Source organism: Streptomyces sp. NPDC024555 (assembly GCF_055559335.1).
Window position 1 is genome coordinate 234,698 of the sequence record NZ_JBVHKV010000006.1, and the last position, 15,683, is coordinate 250,380.

15 protein-coding genes are annotated in these 15,683 nt (G+C 71.5%); 7 read left to right on the top strand and 8 right to left on the bottom strand.

The features are described from left to right. Positions 1 to 4: 4 nt before the first annotated feature. On the top strand, positions 5 to 862 hold the full coding sequence (locus tag ACZ4FH_RS12580; RefSeq protein WP_467304261.1) for a deoxyribonuclease IV: 858 nt from the start codon (positions 5 to 7) through the stop codon (positions 860 to 862). Between the two features lie 9 nt (positions 863 to 871). Here the strand turns inward: ACZ4FH_RS12580 and ACZ4FH_RS12585 are convergent, their stop codons facing one another. Beyond that, on the bottom strand, positions 872 to 1,504 hold the full coding sequence (locus ACZ4FH_RS12585) for a sulfite oxidase-like oxidoreductase (protein ID WP_467304262.1): 633 nt from the start codon (positions 1,502 to 1,504) through the stop codon (positions 872 to 874). A gap of 153 nt (positions 1,505 to 1,657) precedes the next feature. Here ACZ4FH_RS12585 and bfr point away from each other — a divergent pair, with 153 nt between their 5' ends. Further along, positions 1,658 to 2,137 carry a bacterioferritin gene (gene bfr / locus ACZ4FH_RS12590; RefSeq protein WP_383643411.1) on the top strand — a complete coding sequence of 160 codons (480 nt, stop codon included), beginning with the start codon at positions 1,658 to 1,660 and terminating at the stop codon, positions 2,135 to 2,137. Positions 2,138 to 2,148: 11 nt separating this feature from the next. Here the strand turns inward: bfr and ACZ4FH_RS12595 are convergent, their stop codons facing one another. Continuing rightward, entirely contained in the window at positions 2,149 to 2,415 is a 267-nt protein-coding gene (locus ACZ4FH_RS12595; protein ID WP_467304263.1) for a (2Fe-2S)-binding protein, read from the bottom strand. 169 nt (positions 2,416 to 2,584) lie between these two features. Beyond that, entirely contained in the window at positions 2,585 to 3,937 is a 1,353-nt protein-coding gene (locus ACZ4FH_RS12600) for a class II 3-deoxy-7-phosphoheptulonate synthase (RefSeq protein ID WP_467304264.1), read from the bottom strand. 150 nt (positions 3,938 to 4,087) lie between these two features. Between ACZ4FH_RS12600 and ACZ4FH_RS12605 the strand changes: the two genes are divergently transcribed. The 3 genes from ACZ4FH_RS12605 to ACZ4FH_RS12615 all read left to right on the top strand — a co-directional run bounded on the left by ACZ4FH_RS12605 (position 4,088) and on the right by ACZ4FH_RS12615 (position 9,014). Beyond that, the gene (locus tag ACZ4FH_RS12605) at positions 4,088 to 6,868 is read left to right on the top strand and encodes an N-acetylmuramoyl-L-alanine amidase (RefSeq protein WP_467304265.1); all 2,781 of its coding nucleotides are present in this window, start codon (positions 4,088 to 4,090) and stop codon (positions 6,866 to 6,868) included. A gap of 90 nt (positions 6,869 to 6,958) precedes the next feature. Further along, a complete protein-coding gene (locus ACZ4FH_RS12610; protein WP_073735655.1) occupies positions 6,959 to 7,015 on the top strand; it encodes a trp operon leader peptide in 57 nt (18 codons plus the stop codon). Positions 7,016 to 7,121: 106 nt separating this feature from the next. Beyond that, entirely contained in the window at positions 7,122 to 9,014 is a 1,893-nt protein-coding gene (locus tag ACZ4FH_RS12615; RefSeq protein WP_467304267.1) for an anthranilate synthase family protein, read from the top strand. Positions 9,015 to 9,035: 21 nt separating this feature from the next. Here ACZ4FH_RS12615 and ACZ4FH_RS12620 read toward each other — a convergent pair whose 3' ends face one another. From ACZ4FH_RS12620 to ACZ4FH_RS12640, 5 genes are all read right to left on the bottom strand, one after another. Further along, positions 9,036 to 10,034 (bottom strand): 2-hydroxyacid dehydrogenase, encoded by a 999-nt coding sequence (locus ACZ4FH_RS12620; RefSeq protein WP_467304268.1) that lies wholly within the window; start codon positions 10,032 to 10,034, stop codon positions 9,036 to 9,038. A gap of 117 nt (positions 10,035 to 10,151) precedes the next feature. Further along, the gene (locus tag ACZ4FH_RS12625; RefSeq protein WP_467304270.1) at positions 10,152 to 11,180 is read right to left on the bottom strand and encodes a 6-phosphofructokinase; all 1,029 of its coding nucleotides are present in this window, start codon (positions 11,178 to 11,180) and stop codon (positions 10,152 to 10,154) included. Between the two features lie 123 nt (positions 11,181 to 11,303). Beyond that, a complete protein-coding gene (locus ACZ4FH_RS12630; RefSeq protein ID WP_467304271.1) occupies positions 11,304 to 11,999 on the bottom strand; it encodes a response regulator in 696 nt (231 codons plus the stop codon). Beyond that, positions 11,996 to 13,228 carry a MacS family sensor histidine kinase gene (macS, locus tag ACZ4FH_RS12635; RefSeq protein ID WP_467304273.1) on the bottom strand — a complete coding sequence of 411 codons (1,233 nt, stop codon included), beginning with the start codon at positions 13,226 to 13,228 and terminating at the stop codon, positions 11,996 to 11,998. The genes ACZ4FH_RS12630 and macS overlap by 4 nt, the downstream gene beginning before the upstream one ends. A 40-nt stretch (positions 13,229 to 13,268) precedes the next feature. Continuing rightward, positions 13,269 to 14,030 (bottom strand): lysophospholipid acyltransferase family protein, encoded by a 762-nt coding sequence (locus ACZ4FH_RS12640; protein ID WP_467304274.1) that lies wholly within the window; start codon positions 14,028 to 14,030, stop codon positions 13,269 to 13,271. A gap of 186 nt (positions 14,031 to 14,216) precedes the next feature. On the opposite strand from ACZ4FH_RS12640, the gene ACZ4FH_RS12645 reads away from it, so the two are divergent. Together ACZ4FH_RS12645 and ACZ4FH_RS12650 are read left to right on the top strand one after the other, a co-directional pair. Then, the gene (locus tag ACZ4FH_RS12645; protein WP_467304276.1) at positions 14,217 to 14,996 is read left to right on the top strand and encodes an alpha/beta hydrolase; all 780 of its coding nucleotides are present in this window, start codon (positions 14,217 to 14,219) and stop codon (positions 14,994 to 14,996) included. After that, the gene (locus ACZ4FH_RS12650; protein WP_467304278.1) at positions 14,989 to 15,648 is read left to right on the top strand and encodes a hypothetical protein; all 660 of its coding nucleotides are present in this window, start codon (positions 14,989 to 14,991) and stop codon (positions 15,646 to 15,648) included. The genes ACZ4FH_RS12645 and ACZ4FH_RS12650 overlap by 8 nt, the downstream gene beginning before the upstream one ends. Positions 15,649 to 15,683 lie beyond the last annotated feature (35 nt).

Here is a 15,683-nt window from a genome sequence, read left to right on the forward strand (position 1 = left end):
CCGTATGCGCAACCCCGTCGGCGGCCACGTCCCGGTGGCCGGCGGCCTCGCCAGGGTCGGCCTCCCCTATGCCCGGGAGATGGGCGCGGAGGCCGTCCAGGTCTTCGTCGCCAATCCCCGGGGCTGGGCCACCCCGACCGGCACCCCGGCCCAGGACGAGGCGTTCCGGGCGGAGTGCGCCGAGGCCGGGATGCCGGCGTACGTGCACGCCCCGTACCTGATCAACTTCGGTTCGCACACCCCGGAGACGGTGGAACGGTCCGTGGAGTCGCTGCGCCACTCACTGCGCCGGGCGCGCGCGATCGGTGCGCTGGGCGTCGTGGTGCACACCGGCTCGGCGACCAACGGCCGCCCCCGCGAGGAGGCGCTGGCCCAGGTGCGCACGCACATGCGGCCGCTGCTGGACGAGCTGACGCACGACGACGACCCGTTCCTGCTGCTGGAGTCCACGGCCGGCCAGGGCTTCTCGCTCTGCTCGCGGACCTGGGACTTCGGCCCGTACTTCGAGGCGCTGGACGCCCACCCGAAACTGGGAGTCTGCCTGGACACCTGCCACGTCTTCGCGGCCGGACACGACCTGTCCGCCCCGGGCGGCATGAAGGAGACGCTGGATCTGCTGGTGGAGACGGTCGGCGAGGGACGGCTGAAACTGATCCACGCCAATGACTCCAAGGACGTGTCCGGCGCCCACAAGGACCGTCACGAGAACATCGGCGCGGGGAGGATCGGCGAGGAGCCCTTCCGGGAGCTGTTCTCCCACCCCGCCACCGAGAACGTGCCGCTGATCATCGAGACCCCGGGCGGCAAGGAGGGGCACGCGGCGGACGTGGCCCGCCTCAAGGATCTGCGCGCACGGGTCTGACCGGACCGGTCAGAGTTCGGGGCCGTCCCCCGGCCCCTCCTGGTAGGAGTAGCGCTGTTCCTTCCAGGGATCGCCGATGTTGTGGTAGCCGCGCTCCTCCCAGAAGCCTCGGCGGTCGGCGGTCATGTACTCGATGCCGCGCACCCACTTCGGGCCCTTCCAGGCGTACAGGTGCGGAACGACCAGCCGGAGCGGGAAGCCGTGCTCGGCGGTCAGCAGTTCACCGCCCTTGTGGGTGGCGAACAGGGTCCGCTCCGAGGTGAAGTCGTCGAGCCTGAGGTTGGAGCTGAAGCCGTACTCGGCCCAGACCATCACATGGGTGACGTGCGGCGCGGGCGGCGCGAGGGCCAGGATCTCGCGGGCGAGGACCCCGCCCCATTCGGCGCCGATCATGCTGAACTTGGTGACGCAGTGCAGATCGGCGACCACCGAGGAGAACGGCAGGGCCGAGAACTCCTCGTGGTTCCAGCAGTGCTTCTCGCCGTCGGCCGTGGCGCCGAAGACCCGGAACTCCCAGCGCTCCGGTTTGAACTTGGGCACCGGTCCGTAGTGGGTCACCGGCCAGCCGCGCTGCAGTCGCTGGCCCGGCGGAAGCCCGGACTGCTCTGATGCGCGGTGTTCCCGGCTTTCCGGCTGACCCATGACTCCATGGTGACAGACAGGCGGGGGTGGTCATGACCAGGGCAGAGTCGATTCCGGACAACTCGCAGTAAGCGTGCACTTACTGGACGCCTTCCGGGTGCGGTGCAAAGATTCGCCCCACTTGCCCGTACACCGCTGGAAGGAGCCGCTGCGATGCAGGGCGACCCCGAGGTCCTTGAGTTCCTGAACGAACAGCTGACCGCCGAGCTGACGGCCATCAACCAGTACTTCCTGCACGCGAAGATGCAGGAGAACTTCGGCTGGACCAAGCTCGCGAAGTACACGCGCTCGGAGTCCTTCGACGAGATGAAGCACGCGGAGATCCTGACCGACCGCATCCTCTTCCTCGACGGCCTGCCGAACTACCAGCGGCTCTTCCACGTCCGGGTGGGCCAGACGGTCACCGAGATGTTCCAGGCGGACCGGCAGGTCGAGGTGGAGGCGATCGACCGCCTCAAGCGCGGGATCGAGCTGATGCGCGGCAAGGGCGACATCACGTCCGCCAATATCTTCGAGTCGATCCTGGAGGACGAGGAGCACCACATCGACTATCTCGACACCCAGCTGGAGCTGATCGAGAAGCTCGGTGAGCCGCTGTACATCGCGCAGCTGATCGAGCAGCCGGACAGCTGATCCCGGGAGGGTCAGGCGGCGTCGGGGAGCGGCCGCAGGGAAGGCACGGACTCCGTCTGCGGGGCGGGGGCGGCACCGCCCGGTGCCCGCTTGCCGTCCAGGAGCTCGCGGCGCGGGCAGCCGCCCCGGCCGAGCATCGCCTGGATGGTGCGGACGCAGCCGCCGCAGTCGGTGCCCGCCTTGCAGGCGGAGGCTATCTGGCGCGGCGTGCAGGCGCCGGCGTCCGCATGCTCCCTGACCTGCTGCTCCGTAACGCCGAAGCATGAGCAGACGTACACGCGGTTCACCTCCCGGCGGGACGGATCGTAACGGCCACCCCGTACTCGGTGAGGCTAACCTAACCTTACCCGGCGGCGGGGAGCCGTAAAAGCCCCGGAATGCCCTGTGGGGCACGGATCACATCGATCCGTGCCCCACAGTCGTACGCGCGCCGCGCTCGGTGACCGTCTACTGGTCCCGGTACATCTCGGCGACGAGGAAGGCCAGGTCCAGCGACTGGCTCCGGTTGAGCCGGGGGTCGCAGGCCGTCTCGTAGCGCTGGTGGAGGTCGTCCACGAAGATCTCGTGGCCGCCGCCGACGCACTCGGTGACGTCGTCGCCGGTCAGCTCGACATGGATGCCGCCCGGGTGCGTGCCGAGGGCCTTGTGGACCTCGAAGAAGCCCTTGACCTCGTCCAGGACGTCGTCGAAACGGCGCGTCTTGTGGCCGGAGGCGGCCTCGAAGGTGTTGCCGTGCATCGGGTCGGTCACCCAGGCGACGGTGGCGCCGGAGGCGGTGACCTTCTCGACCAGCTCGGGCAGCCGGTCGCGGACCTTGTCGGCGCCCATGCGGACGACGAAGGTCAGCCGGCCGGGCTCGCGGTCGGGGTCGAGCCGCTCGATGTAGCCGAGGGCCTCCTCGACGGTGCTCGTCGGGCCGAGCTTGATGCCGATCGGGTTGCGGATCTGCGCGGCGAACTCGATGTGCGCGCCGTCCATCTGGCGGGTGCGCTCACCGATCCACACCATGTGGGCCGAGGTGTCGTAGAGCCGGCCGGTGCGCGAGTCGGTGCGGGTCAGCGAGGACTCGTAGTCGAGCAGCAGCGCCTCGTGCGAGGCGTAGAACTCGACGGCCTTGAACTCGGCCGGGTCGGTGCCGCAGGCCTTCATGAAGTTCAGCGCGTTGTCGATCTCGCGGGCCAGGGCCTCGTAGCGCTGGCCGGACGGGGACGACCGCACGAAGTCCTGGTTCCAGGCGTGCACCTGGCGCAGGTCGGCGTAGCCGCCGGTGGTGAAGGCGCGCACCAGGTTCAGCGTGGAGGCGGAGGCGTGGTACATCCGCTTCAGGCGCTCCGGGTCCGGGACCCGGTCCGCCTCGGTGAAGGCGAAGCCGTTGACGGAGTCGCCGCGGTAGGTCGGCAGGGTCACGCCGTCGCGGGTCTCGGTGGGCTTGGAGCGCGGCTTGGAGTACTGGCCGGCGATGCGGCCCACCTTGACGACGGGCACGGCCGCCGCGTACGTCAGCACGGCGCTCATCTGGAGCAGCGTCTTCAGCTTGGCCTTGATGTGGTCGGCCGACACGGCGTCGAAGGCCTCGGCGCAGTCGCCGCCCTGCAACAGGAACGCCTCGCCCTTGGCGACGGCTCCCATACGGGCACGCAGCTGGTCGCACTCGCCCGCGAAGACGAGCGGCGGATACGACGCGAGCTCCGCGAGTACATCGCGCAGAGCCTCGGCATCGGGGTACTCGGGCTGCTGCGCCGCGGGAAGGTCTCGCCAGGTGTTGCCACCGGCGACGGAGGTATTGGCGTTCACGGTCACGGCTCCCACATTACGGGGTCGCGTCCAATGTTTTTCCGGATGCTCAACGGCTGAGACGGAGGCCCGGACCGACCGGTGACGGGGACCACATCCGGCCCTGCTAGCCTCACACCTTTCAGAATTGAACAAGTGGACCACAGGGGTGGGGCTTTGAAGCGCAATCACCGCAGGGACCTCAAAAAGAGACGTCTGCTGTACGGGGCGGGGGCCGCGATCGTCGCGACAGCGACCATCGGCACGCTCGCCATGGCTTCGCAGGACTCCACGGACAAGGACGGCAAGGCCGTCCCGGCGAGCGCGGAACTGCAGAAGCAGTTCGCGGACGCGGCGTCCGAGTTCGACGTGCCGCAGAGCGTGCTCATGGCGGTCTCGTACCGGCAGACGCGCTGGGAGAGCCACGACGGCGAGCCGAGCACCAGCGGCGCGTACAACGTGATGGGGCTGACCAGTGTGTCGCCCGGGGACGTGGAGCAGCCGGACGACAAGGAACGTCTGGCGCACATGAACATGTCCGGCCGGCCGGAGATCGAGAAGACCTTCGACGCGGCCAAGGCGCTGGCCTCGCTGCCGAAGAAGACGGTCGACACCTCCGACCCCCGGCTGCACACGCTGGACGAGGCCGCCGATCTGATCGACACGGACACGGAGTCCGTGCGCAACGACTCCGAGGACAGCATCCGCGCGGGCGCGGCGCTGCTCGCCGAGTACCAGCGCGACGCGAAGGGCTCCCTGTCGGACGACCCGTCCCAGTGGTACCCGGCGGTCGCGCGGTTCAGCCAGTCGCCGGACAAGAAGGGCGCCGACCTCTTCGCGAAGCGCGTCTTCGAGTCGATCCGCACCGGTGAGAGCGCGCTCACCCAGGACGGCCAGCAGGTCTCGCTGCCGGCCGCCCCCGCCGTCCAGCCGGTCAAGCCGGCGAACGTGCCGCTGGCCGCGACCTTCGCGAGCACCGCCGCGGCGCCCGCACCGGAGTGCCCGTCCGGTCTGAACTGCAACTTCGTCCAGGCCAAGACGTCGAGCACGGGCAAGCGGGGCTACACCCCCGCGGTCCGGCCCGCCCAGGGCGTCGACATCCGGCAGATCGTGATCCACGACACCGAGGGCGACTACGCCAGCTCGCTGTCCACGCTCACGAACCCCGAGACCGCCGCGAGCGCGAACTACCTGGTGCGCGCCTCGGACGGCCTGGTCACGCAGATGGTCGAGAACAAGGACCTGGCGTGGCACGCGGGCAACTGGACCCTGAACATGCACTCCATCGGCGTGGAGCACGAGGGCTACGCCATCAAGGAGGGCAGCTGGTACAGCGAGTCGCAGTACGAGTCGACCTCGGCCCTGGTGAAGTTCCTGGCGCAGAAGTACGGCATCCCGCTCGACCGTGAGCACATCATCGGCCACGACGAGGTGCCCGTTCAGCTGGACCGGAACATCTCGGGCACGCACTGGGACCCGGGCCCGTACTGGGACTGGAACCACTTCATGGGCCTGATGGGCGCCCCGACCGGCGCGGAGGGCGCCGGCGGCCCCGTCAAGGCGGGCCAGGTGGTCCGGGTGGTGCCGCCGTTCACCACGGCCAACCAGCCGAAGCTGACGTACGGCACCAAGGCGGTCGGCTCGCGGCCGGCGAACTTCGGCTACCTCTACACCTCGCCGTCGACCACCGCGGCCACGCTGACCGACCCGTACTTCACGTCCCTGTGGAGCGAGGGCTCGAACTGGGGCAACAAGGTCCGCGCGGGCGACACCTACGTCGTCGCCGAGGCGCGGACGAACTGGACGGCCATCTGGTACGGCGGCAAGAAGGGCTGGTTCTACAACCCGGGCGGCCAGTACACCGCGCCGCTCCCGGCGGGCCCGCGCATGGTGAAGGCCAAGGCCGGGGTGACGGTCCGGATCTACGGCCGGTCCTACCCGGAGACGGCCGCCTACACGGCCGCCAAGCTGGAGGCCCCGACGGACAACCCGGACTACCTGACGAAGTACACCCTGCCCGCGGGCCAGGCGTACGCGCTGGGCGGCACCGAGGTGAAGGGCGACGACTGGTTCGGCTCCGTCCAGCAGAACGTGATCGGCTCCACCGGCTATCTGCCGATCCGCTACAACCACCGCATGGCGTGGGTGAAGGCGAGCGACGTCCAGACCGCCACGAGCGTCGGGCCGGACGCCGGGACCAACCGGTACAACATCCTGGGCCGCGACGCGTCCGGTGTCCTCTGGCAGTACCAGGGCACCGGCGGCGCCACCGCGCCGTTCTTCACCCGCTTCCGGGTGGGTCCGGGCTGGCAGGCCTACAACGCGATGACCGCCATGACGGCGCTGCGGGCCGACGGCACGGGTGACATCGTGGCCCGCGACACGAGCGGGTACCTCTGGTACTACCGGGCCGGCAACAACCCGAGCAAGCCCTTCCAGACCCGGCTGAAGGTCGGCGGCGGCTGGGGCGTCTACAACGGCATCTGGGGCGCCCGGGACCTGAACGGTGACGGGAAGGCCGATCTGATCGCCCGCGACGGCTCCAACGTGCTCTGGTACTACCAGGGCACCGGCGACCCGGCGAAGCCCTTCGCCGCCAAGGCGAAGATCGGCGGCGGCTGGGGCGTCTACAACACCCTGGTCTCCACCGGCGATCTGACCGGTGACGGCAAGGCGGACCTGGTGGCCCGGGACAAGTCCGGGGTGCTGTGGCTCTACAAGGGCACCGGCAGCGCCACCGCCCCGTACGCCACGCGCGCCCAGATCGGCAAGGGCTGGGGGGTCTTCAAGGACCTGCTGGGCCCGAGCGACCTGAACCGCGACGGCATCCCGGACCTGATCGCCCGGGACAAGGACGGAGTGCTCTGGTACTACCGCTCGACCGGTGACGCGGCCAAGCCGTTCGCGCCCATGGCGCGCGTCGGCGGCGGCTGGAACATCTACAACTCGCTGGTCTGACCCGCCTCGGACCGGCCACGGAGGGGCCCCGTTCCGCCCATGGGGTGGAACGGGGCCCCTCCCGCGTGCTTCATGGGTTATGGTTCCGCCATGTTCGCGCACTCGACCCGTAACTGGTGGTGGACCGCTCATCCGGCGGCCCACTGATCGCGCGTACACCGACGCACAGGCCGCCCGAGGGGCGGCCTTTTCCGTGTCCACGGGGCCGTTCCTCCCAGCAGATCACCCGATCCCCGTGGAAGGAACACTCCTCATGGCACCGCACACGACGCCCCGGACGCTCATCGACCGGCTGCTGGGCGACGACTGCCCGCCCTTCGCCCTGCTGCGCAGGCGCACCCCCGGCCACGACCACGACACCGTCGAGGTGCTGATCGGCCGGGTGCACGAGGCCGGCCGGCTGGCCGACATCCCGGTGGGCGAGCGGCCCTCGCTCGCCCTGGTGCCCTTCCGGCAGATCGCCGAGCGCGGTTTCGACGTCCGCGACGACGGCACCCCGCTCTCCGTGCTGGTCGCCGACGAGAGCCACGTCCTGCCGCTCGGCGAGGTGCTGGCGCTGCTCCCCCGCCACGAGGTGCGGGTGGAGGGCGGTGCGTTCGACGTGCCGGACGCGGAGTACGCGCGGACCGTGCGGCGGGTCATCGAGGACGAGATCGGGCGGGGCGAGGGCGCCAACTTCGTCATCCGGCGCACCTTCCGGGGCGAGATCCCGGACTTCGGCCGGGCGGACGCACTGGCGCTGTTCCGGCGGCTGCTGGCCGGTGAGCGGGGGGCGTACTGGACGTTCGTCGTGCACACCGGGGAGAGGACGCTGGTGGGAGCCAGCCCCGAGGTGCATGTGCGGATGTCGGGCGGGACGGTCGTGATGAATCCGATCAGCGGCACCTACCGCTACCCGGCCGAGGGCCCGACCGCCGAGAACCTGCTGGCCTTCCTGGGCGACCGCAAGGAGACCGAGGAACTCTCCATGGTGGTCGACGAGGAGCTCAAGATGATGTGCACCGTCGGCGACATGGGCGGGGTGGTGATCGGCCCCCGGCTCAAGGAGATGGCCCATCTCGCGCACACGGAGTACGAGTTGCGCGGACGCAGCTCGCTGGACATGCGCGAGGTGCTGAAGGAGACGATGTTCGCGGCGACCGTCACGGGCTCGCCGGTGCAGAACGCCTGCCGGGTCATCGAGCGGTACGAGGACGGCGGGCGGGGCTACTACGCGGGCGCCCTCGCGCTGCTGCGCCAGGGTCCCGACGGGGCGCAGACGCTGGACTCGCCGATCCTGATCCGGACGGCGGACATCTCGGCCCGGGGCGAGCTGCGGGTGCCGGTCGGGGCGACGCTGGTGCGCCACTCCGACCCGGAGAGCGAGGTCGCCGAGACCCATGCCAAGGCGGCCGGGGTGCTCACCGCGCTCGGGGTGCGGCCGGGCCGGCCGCGCGACGAGGAGGCGCGTCCGCTGCTGGCCGACGATCCGCGGGTGCGGGCCGCGCTGGACGCCCGGCGCGAGGGGCTGGCCCCGTTCTGGCTGCGGATGCAGGAGCGGGCGGACACGCTGAGCGGACACGCGCTGGTGGTCGACGGCGAGGACACCTTCACCTCGATGCTCGGCCATGTGCTGCGGGCCTCGGGCCTGGAGGTGACGGTGGTCCGCTACGACGCGCCGGGGCTGCGCGCGGCGGTACGGGCGCACGAGGGGCCGGTCGTGCTGGGCCCGGGTCCGGGCGATCCCGGTGACCGGACGGACCCGAAGATGGCGCTGCTGCGGGAGCTGGCCGCGGAGCTGGTCCGGGAGCACCGCCACGGACTGCTCGGGGTGTGCCTGGGCCATGAGCTGATCGCGGCGGAGCTGGGCCTGGACATCGTGCGCAAGGCGGTGCCGTACCAGGGCGCGCAGACCCGGATCGACCTGTTCGGCCGGCCGGAGACCGTGGGGTTCTACAACAGCTTCACGGCGCGGTGCGACGACGCGGAGGCCGCCGGGCTGGCGGCGCGCGGGGTGGAGGTCAGCCGGGACGCGGCGAGCGGGGAACTGCACGCGCTGCGCGGCGGGGGCTTCGCCTCGGTGCAGTTCCACCCGGAGTCGGTGCTGACGCTGCGGGGTTCGGTGATCGTGGCCGAACTGCTGGCCGGGCTGCCGGTGCGCGGCTGAGCGGTGCCCGCCGCGCCCGGCTCAGGGCGCGGCGGGGACCAGGACGTTCTCGCTGCGGCGGCCGGCCAGGTAGTCGTCGACGTTGCGGACGGTGGCGTCGACGATCTGGCCGACGGCGTCCTCGGTGTAGTACGCCTGGTGCGAGGTGACCAGGACGTTCGGGAAGGTGACGAGCCGGGCCAGGGTGTCGTCGTCGACGCCCTGGAGGGAGCGGTCGACGAAGAAGAGCCCGGCCTCGGCCTCGTACACGTCGAGTCCCACGCCGAGGAAGCGTCCGGCCCGCAGCTCCTCGACGAGGGCCTTGGAGTCGACGAGGCCGCCGCGGCTGGAGTTGACGAGGATCGCGTCGTCCTTCATCCGGGCCAGCGCCTCCCGGCCGATGATGTGGTGGGTGGAGGGCAGCAGCGGGACGTGCAGGCTGATCAGGTCGGACGCCGCGAACAGTTCGTCCTTGCCGACGTAGCGCATGCCCAGCTCGACGCAGGCGGGGTTCTCGGCGACGTCCCAGCCGAGCAGATTCATGCCGAAGCCGTGGGCGATCCGGGTGAAGGCCTCGCCGATCTTGCCGGTGCCGACGACGCCGACGGTGCGGCCGCGCATGTCCCGGCCGAGGAGGCCGTCGAGGCGGAAGTCGAAGTCCCGGGTGCGGGTGGTGGCGCGGACCACGCGGCGGTTGACCGCCATGGCGAGGGTCCAGGCGAACTCGGCGACCGAGTACGGGGAGTAGTACGAGACCCGGGCGACGCGCAGCGCGAGCCGTTCGGCGACGTCCAGGTCGATGTTGTTGAAGCCGGTGGAGCGCTGGGCGATCATCTGGGTGCCGCCGGCGGCGAGGGTCTGCAGGACCCGGGCGCCCAGATCGGCGTTGACGCTGGTGGAGATGATCTCGTGGCCGGCCGCGATGGGTGCGGTGTCCTGGTTCAGGAAGACGTCCAGGCAGTGCACCTCGTGCTTCCCGGCGAAGGCCTTCTCGATCAGCGGCTTCTCGTCGGACTGCACTCCGAAGGCCAGGATCTCCACGATGTCTCCCGTGACGGCTGCGGGCGGGGTGCCGGGCCGGTCGCGCAGCGGGGTGCGCGAGCGGTCCCGGCCGGTCCGTTCCTCGCGAATATACGGCCGGGCCGCTCCGTCCGCCGCTCAGCCGAAGAAGACCCCGGCCTCCGCGTAGAGCGCCGGGTCGACGGTCTTGAGCCGGGCGGTGGCCTCCGCGATCGGCACCCGCACGATGTGGGTGCCGCGCAGGGCGACCATGGTGCCGAAGTCGCCGTCGTGCACGGCGTCGGCGGCGTGGAGTCCGAAGCGGGTGGCCAGCCAGCGGTCGAACGCGCTGGGGGTGCCGCCGCGCTGGACGTGGCCGAGCACGGTGGTCCTGGCCTCCTTGCCGGTGCGGTTCTCGATCTCCTTGGCCAGCCACTCGCCGACGCCGGAGAGGCGGACATGGCCGAAGGAGTCCTGCGAGCCGTCCTTGAGGACGACCTCCCCCTCGGCGGGGGCGGCGCCCTCGGCGACCACGACGATGGGCGCGTACGTGGCGCGGAAGCGGGAGGTGACCCAGGCGCAGACCTGGTCGACGTCGAAGCGCTGTTCCGGGATGAGGATGACGTTGGCCCCGCCTGCCAGCCCCGAGTGCAGGGCGATCCAGCCGGCGTGCCGGCCCATCACCTCGACGACGAGGACCCGCATATGGGATTCGGCGGTGGTGTGGAGCCGGTCGATGGCCTCGGTGGCGATGCCGACGGCCGTGTCGAAGCCGAAGGTGTAGTCGGTGGCGGACAGGTCGTTGTCGATGGTCTTGGGCACGCCGACGCAGGGGATGCCGTACGTGTCCGAGAGGGTGGCGGCCACCCCGAGGGTGTCCTCGCCGCCGATGGTGACGAGCGCGCCGACCCCGTGCGCGGCCAGGGTGGCGCGGACCCGGGCCACCCCGTCCCCGGCCTTGAGGGGGTTGGTGCGCGAGGAGCCGATGATGGTGCCGCCGCGCGGCAGGATGCCGCGCACCGCGGGGATGGAGAGCGGGACCGTCTCGTCGTCCAGCACCCCGCGCCAGCCGTCCCGGAATCCGATGAACTCGTAGCCGTACTCCTGCACGCCCTTGCGGACGAGGGCGCGCATCACCGCGTTGAGCCCGGGGCAGTCGCCGCCCCCGGTCAGTACTCCGACCCTCATGGAGCGTCCCTTCGTCGAAGTGAGCCCGTTCCTCACCACGCTAAGGTGACGCAGCTCACTCCGGGACGGTCGCGACGGTCAATTCCCTTCCCCGGTACGGCTGTCGACCGGCGATCACAGACCTTAGGCGTCGTCCAGGCCGCGTTCGATCGCGTACCGCACCAGTTCCACCCGGTTGTGCAGCTGGAGCTTGCCCAGGGTGTTCTGGACGTGGTTCTGCACGGTGCGGTGCGAGATGACGAGCCGTTCGGCGATCTGCTTGTACGAGAGCCCCTTGGCGACCAGCCGCAGGACCTCGGTCTCCCGGTCGGTGAGCTGCGGGGCCTTGGGCTCGTCCGGGGCGGCCGGCGCGGGTTCGGAGGCCAGCCTGCGGTACTCGCCGAGGACGAGACCGGCGAGGCCGGGGGTGAAGACCGGATCGCCCGCGGCGGTGGAGCGGACCGCCTCGGTCAGCTCCCGGGTACTGGCAGACTTCAGCAGATAGCCGGTGGCTCCGGACTTCACCGCCTCCAGCACGTCGGCGTGCTCACCGCTGGCGGAGAGCACCAGGACCCGCAGCCCCGGCTGCGAGCCGACCAGTTCCTTGCAGACCTGGACGCCGGGCATCCCGGGCAGATTGAGGTCCAGGACCAGGACGTCGGGCGTGACGGCCCCGGCCCTGCGCACCGCCTGCGGGCCGTCGCCGGCCGTCGCGACCACGTCGAAGCCCGACTCCGTCAGATCGCGGGCGACGGCGTCCCGCCACATCGGATGGTCGTCGACCACCATCACCCTGATCGGCCGCCGCGCCTCGGCGCCCTCGTCGTTCACCGCGTTCATCGGGTCTTCTCCGCCTTCCCCCGTGCCGTTCTCGGAACCTTCAGTTCGACCTCGGTGCCCTGGCCGGGCACCGAGATCAGTTCTGCCGTGCCGCCCAGATCGCGCAGCCGGCCCCGGATCGACAGGGCGACGCCCATCCGGCCCTCGCCCTCGGCCTGGGCGAGCCGCCCCTCCGGGATGCCGGGCCCGTCGTCCCGGACCGTGACGATCACCTCGTCCGGCCAGTCCTCGACCAGGATCCACGCACGGGCGTCCTCCCCCGCGTGCACCCGCACATTGTCCAGGGCCGCGCCCACCGCCGCCGCCAGCTCCGCGGCGGCCGCCGCGGGCAGCGGCACCGGGGCACCCGGCTCGGAGAACGTCACCCGGGATCCGGCGTGCGGGGCGAGCAGCGACCGCAGATCGGTCTCCCCGGACGCGCCGGGGCCGTCCTCCTCGTCGTCCGTCTCGACGGTCCGGACGACGGCGCCCTCGGCCGCGTCCTCGGAGAGCCGGGTGGGAGGGACCAGACCGCTGGAGACCAGGGAGCGCAGGGCGATCTCCTGCTCCCCGGCCATCCGGCCCAGCTCGGCCGCCTCGCCGCCGAGGGCCGCGCCGCGCCGCTGCACCATGGCCAGGACCTGGAGCACGCTGTCGTGGATGTCCCGGGCCAGGCGCTCCCGTTCGCGGGTGGCGGCCTCGATCTCCAGGGCGCGGGCGAGGGTGCGCTCACTGGCGCGGGCCACCTCGACGACGTAGCCGATGGCGATGGAGGCGACCCAGACCAGCAGGACGTTGTGGAGGGTGTCGCGGCTGGGCTCGGCCCGCTCGATGAGGTTGGCGACGGCGACGAGGCTGGAGGCGAAGGCCGCCCACCGCCAGCCGCCCTTGATCGCGAAGGCCAGGACGGAGCCCGCGGTCCAGATGGACGGCAGCGTGGTGCCGTCCACGTGCTGGGCCTCGAAGTCGGCGAGCGGGGTGATCAGGATGCCCACGAGCGCCACCGCGAGGTCGGCGCCGAGGAAGCGTTTGGTGCAGGCCGCGGCGCTCGCCACCCGCGGCAGGGTGGCCAGCGTCCACACCGCCATCGCGGCGAGGAAGGCGACGGCGACCCAGGGGCGGTCGTACTTCTCGCGTCCGAAGACGGAGAGCAGGACCGCGTAGAGCATCGTCAGGACGCGGTACGCCGTCAGGGCGCGCCACAACGGCTGCTCGACCGACATCCGCACCACGCGTACGCGTTTGACCATGCTGGTGTTCTCCCCCGCCCCCCGGCGGACCCGCGCGCCCTCAGGCGTCGTCGCGGTCCGTCTCCGTGCCCCCCGGACCCGAGGGCCCCTTCTTCGCGGCCTCGGCCCGTCGCTTCGCCTCGTCCGCGATCCGCCGCTTGGCCGCGGTCGCGTAGATGTCGACGTACTCCTGGCCCGAGAGCTTCATGATCTCGTACATCACCTCGTCGGTGAGCGAGCGCAGGATGAAGCGGTCGCCCTCCATGCCGTGGTAGCGGCTGAAGTCGAGGGGCGCGCCGATCCTGATCCCGGGGCGCATCAGCCGGGGCACGACCTGGCCGGGCGGCTGGATCTTCTCGGTGTCGATCATCGCGACGGGGACGACGGGCGCCCCGGTCGCGAGCGCCACCCGGGCCAGTCCGCCGGGCTTGCCCCGGTAGAGCCGCCCGTCGGGCGAGCGCGTCCCCTCCGGGTAGATGCCGAAGAGCCCGCCGCTCTCGATGACCTCGATCCCGGCCCTGATCGCCGCCTCCCCGGCCCCGCGCACACCGGAGCGGTCCACCGGGAGCTGGCCGACGCCCTTGAAGAAGGCGGCGGTCAGCCGGCCCTTCACCCCGGGCGAGGTGAAGTACTCGGCCTTGGCGATGAAGGTGACCTTGCGGTCCAGCACGGCCGGCAGGAAGAACGAGTCGGAGAACGACAGATGGTTGGAGGCGAGGATCGCCGGGCCCTGCGCGGGAATGTTCTCCAGGCCCTCCACCCACGGCCGGAAGGCGAGCTTCAGGGACCCGCCGATGGAGAACTTCATAGCGCCGTAGATCAACTCGGGTGCCTCCTGTGTGCTGTCCGACAGACCCTAACCCGTGGCGCGGCCGGGGCCCGAGCACGGCGCCCCGCACCCCGCCCGGTGACGGCCCTGGTCGGTGTCGGCCCGGTCGCGTACGGTGAAGTAATCCTTCCGCGCTCCCCCCTTCCGCTCCCCTCCGAGCCTCACGAACAGGAGACCCCGGTGCCGGTCCTTCCTGGAGCCGAGCCGTTCCGCCACGAGGGCGGAGAGGTCGGCGTCCTTCTCTGCCACGGCTTCACCGGCTCCCCGCAGTCGCTGCGCCCCTGGGCCGACCATCTGGCCGCGCGCGGGTTCACGGTCTCGCTGCCGCTGCTGCCGGGGCACGGCACGCGCTGGGAGGACATGCAGATCACCGGCTGGCAGGACTGGTACGCGGAGGTGGACCGGGCGCTGCGGGCACTGCTGGAGCGGTGCGAGCAGGTCTTCGTCTTCGGTCTGTCCATGGGCGGCGCGCTCGCCCTGCGCCTCGCCGCGCGGTACGGGGACGCGGTGGCGGGTCTGGTGCTGGTCAATCCTGCCAACAAGGTGCACGGCCTCTCGGCGTACGCGCTGCCGGTCGCCCGCCATCTGGTGCGGACGACGAAGGGGCTGGCGAGCGACATCGCGAAGGAGGGCGTCCAGGAGACGGGCTACGACCGGGTGCCGCTGCACGCCGCGCATTCGGTGCGCACTTTCTTCCGGCTGGTCGACACGGAGCTGCCCCAGGTCACCCAGCCCGTGCTGCTGCTCCACAGCCGCCAGGACCATGTGGTGCCGCCCGCCGACACGGTCCGCATCCTGAGCCGGATCTCCTCCACGGACGTCGAGGAGATCCTGCTGGAACAGAGCTACCACGTCGCGACGTTGGACCATGATGCGGAGCGGATCTTCGACGAGAGCGTCTCGTTCATCGGCCGCCTCGCGCCGAGCCTCGGGAAGAAGGGGAGCACGTCCGGTGGCTGAGCACGACGCGGAGCGCACAGGCAGCGAGGAGGAGCGCGAGCCGCTCCACGCCGCGGGAGCGGCCGCGCCCGACGAGGAGGGCGGCGCGCCGACGGCGCCCGCCGACCCGGCCCCGGCCGACGGGCCGGAGCGCGGAATCGACGAGGAGGCCGCCTGGAAGGCGATCGTCGCGGGATACGGCGAGGAGCCGCCGGACCCGCCGGGCGCCCGGCCCTTCCGCTCGGTGGAGGACCTCGCCCTGCCGGAGGACCCCGTCGACCCGGCCCCGGACAAGGGCCTCGGCAAGAGCGCGCCCCGGCCCCCGGAGAAGCCGCTCGGCAGCTCCGTCGTCTTCGCCCCCGGCGTCGGCCCGCGCGACTACGAGCCGGCCGAGCCCGGGGAGAACGACCTCGACGGCGAGGACGAGGGGCACTTCGTGCCGCCGGAGCCGCCGCCGCTGCCGGAGGCGGACGTCACCTCGAAGTTCGCCTGGCTCGCGGTGGTGGGCGGGCCGGTCCTGCTGCTGCTCGCGGTGCTCCTGCGCTGGGAGATGACCTGGTGGCTGACGACCGTGGGCGTCGGCGGCTTCCTGGGGGGATTCGTCACGCTGGTCGCGCGGATGGACCCGGACGACGAGGACGGGGACGACCCGGGCCGCGGCGCGGTGGTCTGAGACCGGGCACGCCGCCGGCCGGTCCGTGCGGCACG